This window comes from Sphingomonas sp., assembly GCF_026460985.1.
Taxonomy (GTDB): domain Bacteria; phylum Pseudomonadota; class Alphaproteobacteria; order Sphingomonadales; family Sphingomonadaceae; genus Sphingomonas.
Genome location: NZ_JAPKNM010000102.1, coordinates 17,446 through 35,121, shown reverse-complemented (window position 1 = coordinate 35,121; position 17,676 = coordinate 17,446). Strand labels below are relative to the sequence as shown.

Genomic DNA, 17,676 nt, shown 5'->3' with positions numbered 1-17,676 from the left:
ATGGGCGGAGCGGTCGCCCGGCAGAGCGCGGATGCGGCACCGGCGGCGCGCGCGCCCGAGCCGGGCCGATCGCACGAACGCCGCCGCGTCCAGACCGCACTGAAGCTGTCCGATCCCGGCGACGCGGCCGAACGCGAGGCCGTAGCGACCGCGCGGGCTGTGATGCGCATGCCCGATCCGGTGGTCCCGGCACGGGCGCGGGTGCCCATGCTCGCGGCGCGCGCGCCCGCGGCGGCGGCGCCCGCCCCGAAAGCGAAGAAGGACGAGGTTTCTCCCGAGCTCACTGCCGAGATCAAGTCGCAGGTCGGCGGCGGGCGGCCGCTTTCGGCGGACACGCGCAGCTTCCTCGAACCGCGCTTCAAGGCGAACTTCGCCGGGGTGCGCGTCCATACCGGTGGCAAGGCGGAGAATCTCGCAACGCGTCTGGGTGCGCGGGCCTTCACCTTCGGCAAGGACATCTTCTTCAACGCCGGCGCCTACAAGCCCGACAGCCCCGAGGGCATGGAGCTGATCGCGCACGAACTGACCCATACGATCCAGCAACAGGAAGTGGTGCAGCGCGACGTAGTCCAGCGCGAAGAAGCGGTGACGGTACAGCAGCGCGGCGAGCCGCAGGTGCAGCGCGGCATCGTCAGCGAGGCGCTCGACTGGATCGCCGACAAGGCCAATATCATTCCGGGCTTCCGGCTGTTCACGATCATCATCGGCCGCAACCCGATCAACATGTCTGCCGTCGACCGCAGCGGCGCCAACATCCTGCGCGCGCTGATCGAGTTCATCCCGGGCGGCGGCCTGATCGTCCAGGCGCTCGAGAATCACGGCATCTTCGAGAAGGGCGGCAAGTTCATCGAAGAGCAGTTCGCCGCGCTGCGCAATCTGGGCGGCGCGGTGCGCGATGCGCTGATGGAGTTCATCGACTCGCTCGGCTGGCGCGACATCTTCCGGCTCGGCAGCCTCTGGGACCGCGCCAAGCGCATCTTCACCACACCGATCGACAAGGCGATCGCCTTCGGCAAGGGGCTGGTCACCGGCATCGCCACGCTGGTCAAGGACGCGATCATCAAGCCGCTCGGGCGCTGGGCGGCGAACAACATCCCAAAATGGAACCTGCTCGTCGGCGTGTTCGGCAAGAACCCGATTTCCGACGAGGGCGAGAGCCCGGCCTCGGCACTGATCGGCGCGTTCATGGAACTGATCGGCCAGAAGGAGATCTGGGAGAACATCAAGAAAGGCAACGCCGTCGCCAAGGCCTGGGCGTGGTTCCAGGGTGCGATGAAGGGTGCGCTGTCGCTGGTGACCTCGATCCCCGGCCGGGTGATGAGCACGATCCGCTCGCTGACGATCTTCGACATCGTCACCCTGGTCGGTGCCTTCCAGAAGATCGTCGGCGCCTTCTCCAGCTTCGTCGGCGATTTCATGCGCTGGGCCGGCGGGACGGTGCTCCAGCTGCTCGAGATCATCCTGTCGGTCGTGGCGCCGAGCGTGGTCCCCTATCTGAAGAAGGCGGGCGGAGCCTTCTCGTCGATCATCAAGAACCCCATCGGTTTCGTGCGCACCCTGGTGCGCGCGGGCATCCAGGGCTTCCGGCAATTCGCCCGCAATTTCCTCCAGCACCTCAAGGCGTCGCTGATCGGTTGGCTCACCGGCGCACTGGGCGGGGCCGGCATCTACATCCCGTCGGGCTTCACCCTGATCGAGATATTGAAGTTCGTCCTCTCGGTGATGGGGCTCACCTGGGCCAATGTCCGGGCCAAGCTGGTCAAGGCGACCAACGAGACGGTGGTCAAGGCGCTCGAGACCGGATTCGACATCGTCAAGACCTTGGTCACCGAGGGCCCCGCCGCCGCCTGGCAGAAGATCGTCGAGACGCTCACCAACCTCAAGCAGATGGCGATCGACGCGGTGATGGACTTCGTGAAGTCCAAGGTCATCGAGGCCGCGGTCACCAAATTGCTGTCGATGCTCAACCCGGCGGGCGCGTTCATCCAGGCGATCATCGCGATCTACAACACGATCATGTTCTTCGTGGAACGCATCCGCCAGATCGCGCAGGTCGCGGCGGCGTTCATCGACGGCATCGCCGCGATCGCCGCGGGCAACATCGCGCCGGCCGCCAACAAGGTCGAGCAGACCATGGCTGGGCTGCTGACGCTCGTGATCAGCTTCCTCGCGCGCATCGCAGGCCTGGGCAAGGTGAGCGACGCGGTGCTGGGCCTGGTCAAGAAGATCCGCGCCCCGATCGACAAGGCGCTCGACAAGGTGGTCGCGTGGATCGTCGAGACAGCGAAGAAGCTGGGCAAGATGGCCAAGGACGGGGTCAATGCCGTCATCGATTGGTGGAAGGCCAAGTTCGGTTTCACCAATAAGGACGGGGAGTCGCACACGCTCCAGTTCATCGGCTCGGGCCCGAACTCCAAACTCGGGATAGCCACGACGCTCATGCCGATCCGCGACTATCTCGACGCGCATCCTGACAAGGGCAAGCCCAATTGGGCGGCGGCCGATACCGCGTACAAGGCGGCCGAGACGATCGTCTTCTCGACCGCGAAGAAGACCGAGAAGGAGGCGGCCGATCGCAAGAAGGTGGCCGATGCCATGGCCAAGATGGGCGCAGCCTTCGCTGCCCTCGCCGGCGATGCGCCGAAGGATCCCACCGACTACGGCAGCACCTCGGCCCTCAGGACCGGCATGGCGGCGGGCTATGACGTGATCTTCGGCAAGGCGCCCAGCGGGGGCACGCCGACGGGGAAGTGGCCGACCGACCCCGCGAAAGGCCAGCACTGGATCGACATCTTCGACGCCGGTCTCACCACCGTCGGCGACAAATGGGTGCAGATGCACATCGTGACGGCCGGGCTGGGCGGGAAGGGGACCGATTTCAACAACCTCATCCCGGCGCCGAACAGCGTGAACACCGGGCCGTTCCTCCAGTTCGAACAGGCGGTGGTGAAGCTGCCGGCGGGCAAGTCGGGCAAGATCAAGAACCGCGTCTGGGTCGACATCACCGTCAGCGGTTCGATGGCCGCGCCCACCGGTATTGCCGGCAAGGCCGGAGTCTATCTGTGGAAGGGCAGCAAGAAGGGCGGATGGGAAAAGGATACCAAGCCCGCGGTCTCGGTCAGCGCGGGCATTCCTGCGATCCCCAAGAAGGGCGACAAACGCAAGTTCCTGATCAACTACATCGGCAAGACCGAGATGCGCCAGAAGCCGATCAACCTCGATCGCAACGTCGCCGCCAAGGTCTATGAGAACCGCCCCTATGGCAACAGTGCCGAGGTGACGTCCAAATTGACCGGCAAGCTGACTCCCAAGGAAATCGCGTTCGTGCTCGGGAAGGGACCGGCCTATGGCAGGGACTAGAAAGCGGATCGAAGCCCTCATCGACAAGCTCGAAAAGCACGGCGCGCGGGTCGCGGGCGTGGAGCTGGGCGATCCGATGGAAGCGAGCCTTCCCGATCTCATAGCCGAGCTGGGTGGGGTCCAGCCGCCACCGCCGCTGCTCGATCTCTATCGCGAGATCGACGGCGCCGCGCTGATGTGGAACCTCGAGCATGAAGGCCAGGCGCTGGCCGGGGGCTTCAACCTGCAGGAAATTCGTGTCGCGATGCTGCGCAACGGCGCCGAAGCGGACAGCGAACCGCTCGAGGGGATATTGTGGACGGGCGACGAAGAACCCGATCGGGTCGAACTGTTGCGGAAGATGGTGATCTTCGACTCCGTGCCCGGCCGCAACGATTTCCTGACCTTCCTCATCGACGATCCCGCGCAGCTCTACCTGATCGCCGACGGCGAACCGGCGAAGCTCCATTCCTCGCTCGACGAGACGCTGGACGTGCTGATCGAGCATGGCGGCGCGGACAGCCTGCGCGTGCACCTGACCCATACTGACTGGCGCGGACGCGTAGCCGCCGACCCCGAGCTGGAGGCGATCAGAAAGCTATGACCCCCCGTATCTCCGCGATCATGCCCACCGCCGACCGGCGGCGCTTCGTGCCCGCGGCGATCGCGCAGTTCCTCGCGCAGGGGCGTGACGATGCCGAACTGGTCATCCTCGACGACGGTACCGACAGTGTCGCCGATCTGATCCCCGGCGATCCGCGCATCCGCTATTTCCGCGATGACGCGCGCCGCATCCTGGGCGACAAGCGCAACCGGCTCTGCGACCTCGCGCGCGGCGAGGTGATCGTCCATTGGGACGACGACGACTGGCACGCGCCCGACCGGCTCGCGCGCCAGCTCGCCGCGATCGAGGCGATCGGCGCGGACATCGTCGGCCTGTCCCAGGTGGTCTTCCTCGCCGACGATGGCGCGCGGGCTTGGGACTATCGCTGGGGCGGCCGCCAGCGCTGGGTCTATGGCGCGAGCCTGGCCTATCGCCGCGACTATTGGCTGCGACGGCGCTTCCCGGCGATTCCCACCGGCGAGGACACGCGCTTCGTGCTCGACGCGCGCGATGCGAACATCCACGTCATGACCGATACCGATTGGCTGGTCGCGCGCGTTCATGGCGGCAATACCAGCCCCAAGCGCACGCGGGGCGGCTATTGGACCGAGCGCCCGCCCGGGCCGCTGCTGGATCGGATCGCCGAATGGGCAGGGGGCTCGCCTCCCGCCGCGGTGCGCCCGCTGGCCAATGTATACGCGCTCCTCGCACACGAGCGGCCCGAATGCCTGGTCGATCTGGTGCGCAACCTGCGTTGGCACGACCAGGCCTCGCCGATCCTGCTCTACGACGGCAGCGCGTCGGGGACGCTGATCGATAGGCGCCTGCCCTGGGAGCGCTGGGGCGTCGAGATCGTGCGCGAGGCACGGCCGATGAAATGGGGCGCGCTGCACGGCTTCGCGCTCGATTGCATCGCGCATCTGGGCGAGCGCGACCACGACGCGCTGACCATCGTAGATTCCGACCAGCTGATGCTCCGCACCGGCTATCCCGCCTTCCTCGCTGCGCATGGCGGCGTCCCCGGCATCCTGTCGAGCGACGCGCGGCCGCAGGGGCCCGGGACCCGGATCCCCCCCGCGGCGACGGCGCAGGCGGAACGGGCATTGTGGCGGCCATTCCTCGACCGCTTCGAGGGCGGCGAGGCGGCGTTCGTCCATTGGAGCTTCTGGCCGGCGACGGTGATCGGCGCCGATTGCGGCCGCGCGATCGCCGCCCTGTTCGACGACCCCCAACTCCAGGCGATCCTCGCCGCATCGCGCCTCTGGGCGACCGAGGAGATATTGTTCCCCACGCTCGCCAGGCTGCTCGGCTTCCCCGTGCAGCAGAGCCCGTGCCGGGGCGACTGGACGCAATATCGCCGGCGCTGGAGCACGCGCGACGTGGACATGGCGCGAAGCGATCCGCGCACCTTCTGGATGCATCCGGTGCCTCGGCTGCCCGACGATCCGCTGCGGCGGCACGTGCGGGCATTGTGCAACGACTATCGCCACGCGCCGCCCGCGCCGCTTCCCGCCGACGCCGCGGAGGATGCCGCGATCCTCGCCGAGATGCGCGCGCTGCCGGGCTGGCTCAGCGACGCCGAGGCCCGCGCGTTGCTCACGGGCGCGCGCGGCGCGCTCGCGCGCAAGGGTGCCGCGGGGCATCTGGTCGAGATCGGCAGCCATTGTGGCAAGGCGACGGTCTTGCTCGGCCGTGCGGCCCAGGCCGCGGCGATCGAGGCGCATGTGACGGCGATCGATCGCTTCGACGGCGTCACCGGCAGCCGCGAGGAGAAATTGACGCGCGACCCCGTGACGCGTGGGCGCTTCGACCAGATGCTCGTCGCGTCCGGCCTCGGCCCCTGGGTCTTCGCGCGCACCGGTGAGGCGAGCGAGGTAGCGACCGGGGATCCGGTCGATCTGCTACTCGTCGATGGCTTGCACGATTATCCCGCAGTCGCTGCCGATTTCGCCGCCTTCGAGCACGCGCTCACTCCCGCGGCGCGCGTCGCCTTCCACGATTATGCCGATTACTTCCCCGGCGTGGTGGCCTTTGTCGACGAACTGGTCGCCGCCGGGGGCTGGGAAATCGAGCACGCAGTCGACACGCTTCGTGTCCTGCGCCGGTGCCCGGCCTTGGAAAGCGCGTCCAAGCGCGCATTGGAGGTCCACGCATGACCGCTCCGGCATTGCTCCGCCCGTTGGAGATCATCGCCACGATGCGCGGCATCGGGGGCTGGCTCGACGACGCGGAAGCCGAACTGCTCCTCGCCGCCGCGGCCTATGTGACCCGGGGGGAGGGCGCGCGCACCTTCGTCGAGATCGGCAGCTATCAGGGGCGCTCGACCGTCGTGCTCGGGGCGGCCCTGCGCGCGCTGTCGCCGCAGTCGCGCCTCTACGCGATCGATCCGCACGAAGGCACCGTTGGGTCCGCGGACCAGCGGCTCAACCACGGCGCGCCCACCTTCGAGGCGTTCCTCGCCAATATCGAGGCCGCGGGCGTGTCGAAGCTGGTCGAGCCGGTGCGCAGCCTGTCCTACGAGACCGAATGGAGCGGCCCGATCGACTTGCTGTTCGTCGACGGCCTCCACGATCGGCTGAACGTGGAGCGCGACTATCGGCATTTCGCGCCTTTCCTTGCGTCCTCGGCGGTGGTGCTGTTCCACGATTATGCGAATTACTATCCGGGCGTCGTCGCATTCGTCGACGAACTGGTCGCAAACGAGGGCTGGGCCGTCGCCGCGCGCGCGGCATCGATGATCATGCTCCATCGTCCCTAGAGCCCTGGGCGGCGCACCTCGCTGTCAAATCAATGACATGACGGAGCATTGATCCGTCACTGCACTGCAACAACGACGCCGTGCCCGCGTCATCCGGCGCACCTAGTGCCCCCCGTCATCCGCCGGTGCGGACATCGAATTCGGGGAGCTGAAATGAAGGTCGCATATCCTGTCCGCGCGGCGCTGTTCGCGCTGCTTGCTACTTGCAGCACCCATGCCCTGGCACAGACCGCTGCTGATCCGGAGGCGCCGGCGCAGGCGGGCGAGGAGGATATCGTGGTCACCGGCCGCGCAGGCGCAGGCGAGCGCACCCGGGTCGAGACGAGCTACGCCCTCACCATCATCGACAACGACGCGCTGCGCTCGCGCGCGCCGTCGAGCGTCACCGAGACGCTCAAGTCGGTCCCCGGCTTCTGGGTCGAGGCATCGGGCGGCGAGGGCAGCGGCAACGTCCGCGCGCGCGGCATTCCGGTCGACGGGTTCGGATCGATCAACCTGCTCGAGGACGGCCTGCCGGTGCAGCACGATCCCGCGCTCGGTTATCTCAATGCCGACCAGGCCTTCCGCGTCGATCAGTCGATCGACCGGATCGAAGTCGTGCGCGGCGGCCCCTCGTCGGTCTTCTATTCGAACGCGCCGGGCGGCGTGGTCAACTTCATCACCCGCAAGCCGGGCGACTCGATCTCGGGCGTGGCGCGGGTGCTCTACGGCCCGACCGCGGACCTCTACCGCGTCGACGGCTGGGTCGGCGCGCCGATCGGCGGCGGCTGGGGCATCGGCGTCGGCGGCTTCTACCGCAACGAGCGCGGCGTGCGCGATCCCGGCTTCACCGGCAACAAGGGCGGCCAGATCCGCGCCGACCTGCACGGCGATTTCGACAATGGCAGCACCACGATCAGCTACAAGCACCTCGCCGACAATGCGATCTTCTACACCGGCATCCCGCTGACCAAGGACAGCGAGGGCGATATCGTCGGCCTGCCCGGCTTCGATCCGCATTATGGCACCACCGCGAGCGAGCAGCTCCGCCGCATGACGCTCAAGAGCGCTACCGGCCCGGTCGATTTTCGCGAGGATCAGGGCACGCGCATCCGGCTCGACCAGCTCAGCTGGCTGAGCGACTGGCAGGTCGGCGACGGGTGGAAGCTCAGCCACCGGCTGCGCTACCGCGATTCCAACACCGTGCGTAACGGCGTCTATCCCGCCTCGGTGAGCACTGCGACGGCACTGCTCGGCACCTATCGCAACCAGCTGCTCGCTGCCTTCCCCAGCGCTACGAGCATCCAGCTGCGCTATGTCGACAGCGGCCAGCCCTTCGACGTCGCCGGCCAGAACGGCAATGGCGACGTCTTCATCAACGCCGCGCGGCCGGTGACGGTGGAGGAGAGCGAACTGCTCAACGACCTGCGCCTCGCCCACCGCTTCGAAGCGGCGGGCACGCACGACTTCGCGGTCGGCGTCTATTACGCCTATATCAAGGAGACCTTCCGCCGTTACTCGGCGTCGACGATCCAGGACGTGTCGAACAACTCGCGCCTGCTCGATCTTGTCGCGCTCAATGCGGCGGGCGCGGTCGTCGGTTCGCTGACCGAGAACGGCGTCGCGCGCTACGGCTCGGAATTCGCCAACGGCTATGGATCGCAGCGCACCGTCGCGGTCTACGCCTCGGACGAGTGGCAGATCGCGCCGGGCTTCCGCATCGACGGCGGGCTGCGCTGGGAGAAGGTCTCGGCCGCCGGCGCGCAGGAGAACAGCCGCACGGTCAATCTGGGCAATGCCGCCACGCTCGCCGACGACAGCGTGCTGACCGGCAACGGCGTGTTTGTCCCTTATAGCCGCGAGTTCAACCGCGTCGGCTGGACGCTCGGCGCCAACTGGCAGTTCGCCGACCGCGCCGGCCTCTTCGCGCGCTATACCTCGGCCTTCCGCCTGCCGAGCGTAGGCAGCTTCATCACCAACGCGACCGCGCAGCCGGTGGTCCAGGGGATCGACATGTGGGAGGCCGGGGTAAAGTACGGCTCGCCGCTGCTCAGCCTCTATGCGACGGCGTTCCTGACCGATTTCGACTCCTATTCGATCGGCAACACCCAGTTCAATCCGGCCACCAACAGCTATACCCAGCAGACGGTCCTCACCGACACGCGCGCTTATGGTGTCGAGTTCGAAGGCACGTTGCGTCCGGCGCCGTTCTTCGATTTCACGCTCAACGCCACCTGGCAGGAGCCGACCTTCCGCAACCTCAAATATAACGAGCTGGCGACGGTCAATGGCGTCCAGACGCTGATCCCCCGCGACTATTCGGGCAACCAACTGCTCCGCGTGCCCAAGCTGGCGCTGCGGGCGACTCCGGCGGTCAATCTGTTCGACAATCGCTTCCGCGCCCAGCTCGACGTCGAGCATTATTCGAAGCGCTATGCCGATGCCGCGAACACCTCCGAGCTGCCGGCCTATACTGTGCTCAACGCGAGCGTGCGCCTCGGGCTCACCGACCAGATCAGCCTCTGGGCCTATGGCGACAATCTGACCAACACGATCGGCCTCACCGAGGGCAATCCGCGCGCGGGCGAGCTCACCAGCGGCCAGGCCAACGACCTGTTGTTCATCGGGCGTCCGATCCTGGGCCGCAATTTCCGCTTCGCCGTGGACTTCAAGTTCTGATGCTCCGGATCGCCGCGGTATTGCTGGCGGCTGCCGTCATGCCGACGGCGGCGGCCGCCAAGGATCTCGTCTTCTCGGGCGAGATCACCGGCGCGGATCACCAGAGCTACAAGCCGGTTCCGTTCGAGGTTCCGGCGGGCGTCGAGCGGATCACGGTGACTTTGACCTACGACAAGTCGAACAAGACCGTCGTCGACCTTGGCATATGGGATCCGCGGCGGTTCCGCGGCTGGAGCGGTGGCACGCGCGACCGCTTCACGATCGCCGCCAGCGATGCCACGCCGGGCTATCTCGCGGGCGATCTGCCTGCGGGGCGCTGGCGGGTCATGCTGGGGGTTCCGAACGCGCGGCCGGGAAGCCGCGCCGCCTATCGCGTGGCGGTGCATTTCGACCGCGGCGAGCGCCACGACGCCACCGCGGCGATCGCCGATACGCCGTTGAACCCGGCCGCCGGCTGGTATCGCGGCGATCTCCACATGCACGACGCCAACAGCGACGGCAGCTGCCAGAGCCAGGCGGGGAAGCGCGTGCCCTGTCCCTTGTTCCGGACGGTCGGCGCGGCGGCGGCCGCCGGCCTCGATTTCATCGCAGTGACCGACCACAATACCACCGCGCATTTCGGCGGCCTGCGCGAGCTCCAGCCCTATTTCGACAAGCTGCTGCTGATCCCGGGCGCCGAGATCACGACCTTCGGCGGACATGCCAACATCTTCGGCCCGCGCAGGTTCGTGGACTTCCGCGTCGGGAGCGCGGACGTGCGCGACGTCCGGGCGCTGGAGCACGACGTGGCGGCCGCAGGGGCGATCCTGTCGATCAACCATCCGGCCCTGCCTTCGGGCGAGCTCTGCATGGGATGCGGCTGGGTCTGGCCGCAGACCGACTGGCGCGGGGTTTCCGCGGTCGAGGTCGTCAACGCCACCAACGTCGAAGGGCCGCTGGCGGGGATCGGCTTCTGGTACGCCCGGCTCAACGAGGGACACCGGCTCACCGGCATCGCGGGGAGCGACAACCACGATCCCGATGCGCCGAGCGGCAAGGCGCCGATCGGGCGGCCGACCACGGCGGTCCACGCGCCACAGCTCTCGACGAGCGGCATCCTCCAGGGGATTCGCGACGGCAATGTCTTCATCGACGTGACGGGTACGCGGACACGCCTGCTCGAGGTCGAGGCGCGGAGCGGCTCGGCGCGCGCGGTGATGGGGGGAACCCTCGCCGTCCGGGGCGAGGTCGCGGTGCGCGCGCACGTTGTCGACACTCCCGGCGCGACCGCCGAGCTCGTCCTGAACGGCGAGGTCCAACTGCGGCGCCCGATCACCGAGACGGATGCCGTCGCGGCCTTCCAGCTGAAGGCCCCATGCGGCTGGACTGCGGTAAACCTGCGCGACGGCGCCGGGCATCTCGTGTTGATCGGCAACCCGATCTACCTGCAATGCCGTTGAACGGGGATCGTGTGCTTCAGGAAGACGCGGGCGTGCAGGTACCGCGATAGGCTGCGGTTCGGCCGCTGATGCGGATCGCTCCCGTGCTCCGGTCGATATGGACCTTCGGACGGCTCATGAGGTTCACCGCGGCGGAGGCCGTGATCGAGCCCTCCGTCAGCTTCAAGTCGCTGAGCTTGAACCAGGCCTCATCGTCGCCCGGGATGGCGGGGAGCATCGTGGCAGGCAACCGGATCTTGCCTTGGTTTCCGGCGATTCGGATCTCTACCCGATCCTGGAACGTCTCGTTGCGCTTGTCGTGCGCGGTGGGCCAGGCGCTGTTGCCGCTGTTCTGCGCGCCATAGACGGTCGCGACATCCTCCCGGACCGCGGAACCGCCGCCGTCGCAGGTCAGCGCGAGGGGTAGCGGCGCCTGGAGAAGCAAAAGAGCGAAAAGCATCAGCGTTTCTCCACCATCACTCGCCCGAATCGCGCCGAGCGGCGGCGTTGACGATCGCCTTGCCCGGTGCAGGGCAACGCACGATCACGCGCTGGCTGCCCGTCTTGCCGGCCGGCAGGTGGACGGTCTGGCTTTTGCAGCCCGCCTTCAATCCGGCGGATGCCTGGTTTTGCTGCGGCTCGGCCTGTAGTCCGGCAAGTCCAAGGGCGGCGAACGTTACGAAGAGCATGGCTGTTTCCTCAACTGCGGTGTCGAGACGGCAGCTAAAGAAGCACTGTTGCTTCTGGTTCGCGCGAACGTAACGAAACGTTGCTGAACGCCGATGCTGCAGCTGCGAGGGTTGTTACGGCCGGATTGGGCTCTTAGGTCAGCCGGCGATGCTTCATCAATCGGTAACCCCGCCCATGATCATCCTCGTCGAGGACGATCCCCCGCTCCGGACGCTCACTGCGCGCGCGCTCCAGGAGCACGGCTTCCGCGTACGCCCGGTCGCAACCGCGCCCGAGATGTGGGTGGCGTTCGAGGCGTCCCCGGTCGATCTCGTCATCCTCGACGTCATGCTTCCCGGCACCAGCGGCATCGACCTGTGCCGGATGATCCGCGACCGGAGCCGCGTTCCGATCATCTTCATCTCGGCCAAGGGAAGCGAGACCGACCGCGTGGTCGGGCTCGAGCTCGGCGCGGACGATTATCTCGCCAAGCCCTTCGGCACGCGCGAGCTCATCGCCCGCGTCCGCGCCGTGCTGCGCCGTGGCACGCCCGAGCCTTCGCCCGCGCATCAGGTGAAGGGGCTGGTCCAATTCGACGACTGGACGATCAGCCTTCCACGGCGCGAGCTCCATTCGCCCAGCGGCGCGCTGGTCGAGCTCACCGGGGCGGAATTCGACCTGCTGGTCAGCCTTTGCGACCATGCCGGGCGCGTCATCGCGCGCGAGCGGCTGATCGAGCTGTCGCGCATGCGGCTGGGCGACAGCTCCGATCGCAGCGTCGACGTCCTGATCAGCCGTCTCCGGCGCAAGCTCTCCAACGCGCACGACAAGGCGCCGATCGTCACCGTTCGCGGCGTCGGCTATATGCTCAACGCGGTCGTCACGCGGACTTGACGCGTATCCTGCGCCCTTCGGTCGGCCTGATCGGCCGGATCTTCGGGATTCTGCTGCTTGCGATCCTGATCGAGTTCGGCGCCAGCACCTTCTATTATGAGCGCGCGAGCCAGCTGTCGGTCCGCGACGACGAGGCGCGCCGGCTCGCCGAGCATCTGGTGATCGCGCGCAAGCTGCTGGACGAGGAGCCGGCGGCGCAGCGCGCGGCGCTCGCCGCCGATCTCACGACCTCGCGCTACATCGTGCGCTGGAGCCCAAAGCTGCCCGTGCGGCTGCACATCGCGCCCACGCTCGATCGCGTCCATCGCCAGGTCATCGCATGGGAGCCGAGCCTCGCCACCGCGAACCCGCGGCTGCGTCTCACCGGCAGCGGGCGCAACGCCGTGATCGAGGGCGGCATCACGCTGTCCGACGGCAGCTGGATGCAGTTCGCCACGCGCGAGCCGGTGCACGAGCTCAGCTTCTCGTTCGATCGCATCCTCCTCGGCCTTGCGCCGGCGGTCATCATCATCCTCATCGGCGGCGTATTGGTCCGGCAGACGTTGCTGCCCATGCGCCAGCTCGCCCAGGCCGCCGAGCGTGTCGGCAGCGACGAGGCGGAGGAGCTTCGCGAGGCGGGCCCGCGCGAGCTGCGGCGGGTGATCCGCGCCTTCAACCGCATGCAGGCGCGGATCCACGGGCTGATCGAGGACCGGACGCAGGCGCTCGCGGCGGTCGGCCACGACATGCGCACGCCGCTGGCGCGCTTGCGGCTGCGCGCCGACGTGGTCGACGATCCGGAGGCGTACAAGGCGATGGAGGCCGACATCTCCGAGATGGAGGCGATGATCAGCTCGCTCCTCGCCTATCTCAACGGCGAGGACGATACCGAGCGCCCCGTTCCCGTCGATCTCGCCGCTTTGTGCCAGACCGTCGCCGACGACGCGCGCGATCGGGACGGCGACGTGCGCTACGAGGGGCCGGATCATCTCGAGCTCGCTGTTCGACCGGGTGCGCTCAAGCGGGCGCTGGTCAATCTCGTCGAGAATGGCGTCCATCATGCCGAGCATGTGTGGATCAGGCTCTCGAAGGACGAGGCAGGCATAGCGCTGCGCGTCGAGGATGACGGTGCGGGCATTCCGCCCGAAGCCATGGAATCGGTGCTGCAGCCCTTCGTTCGCCTCGATCAGGCGCGGTCGCGCGACACGATGGGACTGGGCCTCGGCCTTTCGATCGTCGTGCGCGCGGTCGCGGCGGAGGGCGGCACGTTCAGCCTGCGCAACCGCAGCGCCGGTGGCCTCAGCGCCGAGATCCGCCTGCCGCTCGGCTGACACGTCCGGCCGACGCGCAACACTTCCTTACACTGGCGCTGCGCCGCAGCAAAACTGGATCCCTAGCTCCGTATCCATGCCCGCCGCGAGCGGGCTGGCCAGGAGTATGTCCAGTGAACGAATTGATGGGACGCGTGCTGAGTTTCGCGAAGCAGGTCTTTCCCGACCAGAGCGACCTGTACGCGCGTTTGGCGAGCGACGGGCAGAGCCCCAAGGCGCTGATGATCTCCTGCGCGGATTCGCGCGTGGTGCCCGAACAGATCATGCAGGCGGGGCCGGGCGAATTGTTCGTCTGCCGCAATGCCGGCAATATCGTACCGCCCTTCGCCACCCAGAATGGCGGCGTCTCCTCGACGGTGGAATATGCCGTGGAGGCGCTGGGCGTGCACGACATCATCGTGTGCGGCCATTCCGATTGCGGCGCGATGAAGGCGCTGATGAACCCGGACATGCTGGCGAACATGCCCAACGTCGCCGCCTGGCTTCGGCACAGCCACGCGGCCGAGAGTGTGGTGCGGCGCGGCTATCCCGAGCTCGAGAATGGCGAGGCGGTGCGTGCCGCGAGCCTCGAAAACGTGGTGGTGCAGATCGCGCATCTTCGCACGCACCCATCGGTAGCGGCCGCGATCGCGCGCGGCGAGGTGGCGCTGCACGGCTGGTTCTTCGACATCGCCGCCGGCCAGGTGCTGGCGCTCGATGGAGCGAGCGGCCAGTTCGTCCAGATCCGCGAAGGGACACCGCTCCCCGTCGCGCTTCCGGCCGCCCCGCGCCTCGCGGGCGAGCGCCTGGAGGCGGCGGAATGAGCGCCATCGCCGACCGCTTCAAATCCGTCTGGAACGTCCGCGATCTCACGGCGTCGATCGTCGTCTTCCTCGTCGCGATGCCCTTGTGCATGGGGATCGCGATCGCGTCCGGCGTTCCGGCCGAGAAGGGCCTGATCACCGGCATCATCGGCGGCCTCGTCGTCGGTGCGCTGGCGGGTTCGCCGCTCCAGGTCAGCGGTCCGGCCGCTGGCCTCGCGGTGATCGTGTTCGAGCTGGTGCGCGACCAGGGTCTCTCCGCGCTCGGCCCGATTCTCATGCTCGCGGGGCTGGTGCAGGTCCTTGCGGGCGTGTTCCGGCTCGGCGGCTGGTTCCGCGCGATCTCGCCCGCGGTGGTGCATGGCATGCTCGCCGGGATCGGCGTGCTGATCGTGATCGGCCAGTTCCACGTATTGTTCGATTCGAAACCGCTTCCCAGCGGCCTCGAAAACCTCGCGGCCATCCCGGGCCGCCTGCTCGACCTGTCGCCCACCAGCGTCGCGGCGGCCGAGATCGCGCTCGCGCTCAGCCTCACCACGATCGCGGTCATGCTCGGCTGGGAGAAGTGGCGACCGACGGCGCTCAAGCTGGTGCCGGGCGCGCTGATGGGCGTGGTCGCGGCCGCGCTGCTCGCGTTCCTGCTCGGGCTCGACGTGACTCGCGTCAGCGTGCCGGAGAATATCGCGGCGGCGATCACGCTGCCCGATAGCGGCGCCTTCGCGCTTCTGCTCAACCCTGCGGTGATCGGCGCCGCCTTTGCGATCGCGTTCATCGCCAGCGCGGAGACGCTGCTCTCGGCCGCCGCGGTGGACCGCATGCATGACGGCGTGCGGACCGACTACAACAAGGAGCTCCGCGCCCAGGGCGTGGGCAATCTGCTTTGTGGCATCGCCGGCGCGCTGCCGATGACCGGCGTGATCGTCCGCAGTTCCGCCAACGTCCAGGCGGGCGCGCAGACGCGGGCGTCCGCGATGCTCCACGGCGTCTGGATCCTCGGCTTCGTCGCCTTGCTCCCCTGGCTGCTCCGCGAGATCCCGATGGCGGCGCTGGGCGCGGTGCTGGTGGTGACGGGCGCGCGGCTGGTGAATTTCAGCCATGCCAGGCATCTGCTGCGCGACTATGGCGTGCTCCCCGCGATGATCTGGGCGGTGACGCTGGTGCTGGTCGTCGCCGAGGACCTGCTGACCGGCGTGCTCGTCGGGATTGCGCTGTCGATGCTCGAACTGCTGCCGCATTTCCGCCGGCTCCGGCTGCGGGTCGACGAGCATGAGGAAGCCGAGGGGCGCAGCACCCTCACGCTTTCGGGCGCCGCCACCTTCGTCGCGCTTCCCAAGCTCTCGGCGAAGCTCGAGGCGCTGCCGAGCAAGGCGCCGGTGCTGCTCGATCTCTCCAAATGCTCGGCGATCGACCATACCGTCTCCGAGCTTCTCAAGGACTGGCTGCAGCGCCGCCGCGCCGGGGGCGGGCAGGTGGAAGTGTTCGGCAGCAGCGGGAGGATGGCCGAACTCGCACGCGCCTGACCGATCGTTCCCAATTCGCTTGACCCGCGGCTCCGCTTCCGGTTCAGTCTAATCATCAGACAATTGATTGGGCGAGGACATGGAAGGACGGAGCCGCGGCATCAGGCTTGGGGTGCGATGCGCGACATGGGCGGCAGCTGCCTTGGGATTCGGCCTGGCGCCCGCGAATGCCCAGGCGCCGGCCAATCGCGCCGAGTTGACGGTCGAGGCGGGCCGTCCGGGCGCTACGATCGATCCGAACATCTACGGCCATTTCGTCGAGCATCTCGGCCGCGGCGTCTATGAGGGCATCTGGGTCGGCCCCGATTCGCCGATCCCGAACGTCCGCGGCATCCGCAAGGACGTCGTCGCGGCGCTGCGCAAGATCAAGGTGCCGGTGATCCGCTGGCCCGGCGGGTGCTTCGCCGATGCCTATCACTGGCAGGACGGGATCGGCCCCACGGCGTCGCGTCCGGCCGGCATCAACAGCGCGTGGAACAAGACGCCCGAGACCAATGCGTTCGGCACGCACGAATTCATGGATTTCCTGGGGCAGATCGGCGCCAAGCCCTTCATCTCGGTCAATGTCGGCTCGGGCAGCGTCCGCGAGGCGGACGACTGGATGCGCTACATGACCGCCCCGGCCACCAGCGCGCCGGGCAAGGCGCGCGCCGCCAACGGCCGCGCCGAGCCGTGGAACGTGCCCTTTGTCGGCGTCGGCAACGAGACCTGGGGCTGCGGCGGCAACATGACCGCGGACACCTATGCCGCCGCGTTCCGCCATTATGCCGCGTTCCTCCGCAACTATTCGGGGGGCCCCGCGAACCTGATAGCCGTGGGCTCGGACACCGACGATTACGAATGGACCGAGCGGATGATGGCGCTCGCGATGAAGTGGCGCCCGAACCCGACTCCGCTCGCGCTGACTTCGGACCGGCCGCTGATGTGGGGCCTGTCGCTCCACTTCTACACCTTCGCCGGCGACAACTGGCACAAGAAGGGCCGCAACGTCGATTTCCCGGAGAAGGATTGGGTGGCCGCGCTCGCCAGGGCCAATTTCACCGACGAACTGATCCGCCGGCACGCGGCGATCATGGACAAATATGATCCCGAGAAGAAGGTCGCGCTGGCGGTCGACGAATGGGGGGCGTGGTTCGACAGCGAGAAGGACGCGCCTTCGCAGCTCTACCTCGAGAGCACGCTCCGCGACGCGGTGATCGCGGGCATGAGCCTCAACATCTTCAATCGCCACGCCGACCGCGTCCGGATGGCCAATATCGCCCAGATGGTGAACGTCATCCAGTCGCTGATCCTCACCGATGGCGCCAAGATGGTGGTGACGCCGACCTGGCACGTCTTCGACATGTACAAGGTGCACCAGGGCGCGACGCTGATCCCGGTGGACGTGCAGGCGCCCGATTATGTGCATGGCGAGACGCGCCTTCCGAGCCTCAGCGTCTCCGCGTCGAAGGACGCCGGGGGCAAGCTGCACCTGACCATCGTCAATCTCGATCCCGCGCGGGCGAGCAGCCTCCGCATCCAGCTGAACGGCGGCACCTTCCGCCAGGCGCGGGGAGAGGTACTCACGGCCGACCGGATCGACACCCGGGTCCGCTTCGATGCGCCCGATCCGTTCACGCCCGCTCCGCTGGCGACCAGCATTGCGGACAATGGGATCACGGTGACCATACCCTCCAAGTCGGTCAGCCTGATCGAAGCCTTTTAGG

General features: G+C 67.7%; 13 protein-coding genes. 11 read left to right on the top strand and 2 right to left on the bottom strand.

Going from position 1 to position 17,676, the window contains the following annotated elements; translation table 11 throughout:
- The 6 genes from MT490_RS16940 (at position 1) to MT490_RS16915 (ending at position 10,798) form a co-directional block, all read left to right on the top strand.
- The gene (locus tag MT490_RS16940; RefSeq protein WP_297390380.1) at positions 1-3,360 is read left to right on the top strand and encodes a DUF4157 domain-containing protein; all 3,360 of its coding nucleotides are present in this window, start codon (positions 1-3) and stop codon (positions 3,358-3,360) included.
- Complete coding sequence (locus MT490_RS16935; RefSeq protein WP_297390378.1) at positions 3,347-3,943, top strand: hypothetical protein; 597 nt, start codon at positions 3,347-3,349, stop codon at positions 3,941-3,943. Before MT490_RS16940 ends, MT490_RS16935 begins: the two co-directional genes overlap by 14 nt.
- Positions 3,940-6,099: a glycosyltransferase gene (locus tag MT490_RS16930; RefSeq protein ID WP_297390376.1), complete on the top strand. Its 2,160-nt coding sequence runs from the start codon at positions 3,940-3,942 to the stop codon at positions 6,097-6,099. The genes MT490_RS16935 and MT490_RS16930 overlap by 4 nt, the downstream gene beginning before the upstream one ends.
- Positions 6,096-6,701: a class I SAM-dependent methyltransferase gene (locus MT490_RS16925; RefSeq protein ID WP_297390375.1), complete on the top strand. Its 606-nt coding sequence runs from the start codon at positions 6,096-6,098 to the stop codon at positions 6,699-6,701. Before MT490_RS16930 ends, MT490_RS16925 begins: the two co-directional genes overlap by 4 nt.
- A gap of 153 nt (positions 6,702-6,854) precedes the next feature.
- Positions 6,855-9,359, top strand: a complete 2,505-nt coding sequence (locus MT490_RS16920) for a TonB-dependent receptor (protein WP_297390373.1) — start codon at positions 6,855-6,857, stop codon at positions 9,357-9,359.
- On the top strand, positions 9,359-10,798 hold the full coding sequence (locus tag MT490_RS16915) for a CehA/McbA family metallohydrolase (protein ID WP_297390371.1): 1,440 nt from the start codon (positions 9,359-9,361) through the stop codon (positions 10,796-10,798). Before MT490_RS16920 ends, MT490_RS16915 begins: the two co-directional genes overlap by 1 nt.
- A gap of 16 nt (positions 10,799-10,814) precedes the next feature.
- Here MT490_RS16915 and MT490_RS16910 read toward each other — a convergent pair whose 3' ends face one another.
- Together MT490_RS16910 and MT490_RS16905 are read right to left on the bottom strand one after the other, a co-directional pair.
- The gene (locus MT490_RS16910) at positions 10,815-11,237 is read right to left on the bottom strand and encodes a hypothetical protein (protein WP_297390369.1); all 423 of its coding nucleotides are present in this window, start codon (positions 11,235-11,237) and stop codon (positions 10,815-10,817) included.
- A 16-nt stretch (positions 11,238-11,253) separates the two neighbouring features.
- Positions 11,254-11,466: a hypothetical protein gene (locus MT490_RS16905; protein WP_297390367.1), complete on the bottom strand. Its 213-nt coding sequence runs from the start codon at positions 11,464-11,466 to the stop codon at positions 11,254-11,256.
- A gap of 148 nt (positions 11,467-11,614) precedes the next feature.
- Between MT490_RS16905 and MT490_RS16900 the strand changes: the two genes are divergently transcribed.
- The 5 genes from MT490_RS16900 (at position 11,615) to MT490_RS16880 (ending at position 17,675) form a co-directional block, all read left to right on the top strand.
- Complete coding sequence (locus MT490_RS16900; protein ID WP_297390365.1) at positions 11,615-12,340, top strand: response regulator transcription factor; 726 nt, start codon at positions 11,615-11,617, stop codon at positions 12,338-12,340.
- On the top strand, positions 12,337-13,650 hold the full coding sequence (locus tag MT490_RS16895) for an ATP-binding protein (RefSeq protein ID WP_297390363.1): 1,314 nt from the start codon (positions 12,337-12,339) through the stop codon (positions 13,648-13,650). The genes MT490_RS16900 and MT490_RS16895 overlap by 4 nt, the downstream gene beginning before the upstream one ends.
- Before the next feature lie 113 nt (positions 13,651-13,763).
- On the top strand, positions 13,764-14,453 hold the full coding sequence (locus tag MT490_RS16890; protein ID WP_297390362.1) for a carbonic anhydrase: 690 nt from the start codon (positions 13,764-13,766) through the stop codon (positions 14,451-14,453).
- Positions 14,450-15,970 carry a SulP family inorganic anion transporter gene (locus MT490_RS16885; RefSeq protein ID WP_297390360.1) on the top strand — a complete coding sequence of 507 codons (1,521 nt, stop codon included), beginning with the start codon at positions 14,450-14,452 and terminating at the stop codon, positions 15,968-15,970. Before MT490_RS16890 ends, MT490_RS16885 begins: the two co-directional genes overlap by 4 nt.
- 142 nt (positions 15,971-16,112) lie before the next feature.
- Positions 16,113-17,675, top strand: a complete 1,563-nt coding sequence (locus MT490_RS16880) for an alpha-L-arabinofuranosidase C-terminal domain-containing protein (RefSeq protein WP_297390358.1) — start codon at positions 16,113-16,115, stop codon at positions 17,673-17,675.
- Position 17,676: the final 1 nt, after the last annotated feature.

What these genes read in the sequence shown, in the direction of transcription:
- MT490_RS16940 (WP_297390380.1), top strand. Translation starts at nt 1, where the DNA reads ATGGGCGGAGCGGTCGCCCGGCAGAGCGCGGATGCGGCACCGGCGGCG.
- MT490_RS16935 (WP_297390378.1), top strand. Translation starts at nt 3,347, where the DNA reads ATGGCAGGGACTAGAAAGCGGATCGAAGCCCTCATCGACAAGCTCGAA.
- MT490_RS16930 (WP_297390376.1), top strand. Translation starts at nt 3,940, where the DNA reads ATGACCCCCCGTATCTCCGCGATCATGCCCACCGCCGACCGGCGGCGC.
- MT490_RS16925 (WP_297390375.1), top strand. Translation starts at nt 6,096, where the DNA reads ATGACCGCTCCGGCATTGCTCCGCCCGTTGGAGATCATCGCCACGATG.
- MT490_RS16920 (WP_297390373.1), top strand. Translation starts at nt 6,855, where the DNA reads ATGAAGGTCGCATATCCTGTCCGCGCGGCGCTGTTCGCGCTGCTTGCT.
- MT490_RS16915 (WP_297390371.1), top strand. Translation starts at nt 9,359, where the DNA reads ATGCTCCGGATCGCCGCGGTATTGCTGGCGGCTGCCGTCATGCCGACG.
- MT490_RS16910 (WP_297390369.1), bottom strand. Translation starts at nt 11,237, where the DNA reads ATGCTTTTCGCTCTTTTGCTTCTCCAGGCGCCGCTACCCCTCGCGCTG.
- MT490_RS16905 (WP_297390367.1), bottom strand. Translation starts at nt 11,466, where the DNA reads ATGCTCTTCGTAACGTTCGCCGCCCTTGGACTTGCCGGACTACAGGCC.
- MT490_RS16900 (WP_297390365.1), top strand. Translation starts at nt 11,615, where the DNA reads ATGCTTCATCAATCGGTAACCCCGCCCATGATCATCCTCGTCGAGGAC.
- MT490_RS16885 (WP_297390360.1), top strand. Translation starts at nt 14,450, where the DNA reads ATGAGCGCCATCGCCGACCGCTTCAAATCCGTCTGGAACGTCCGCGAT.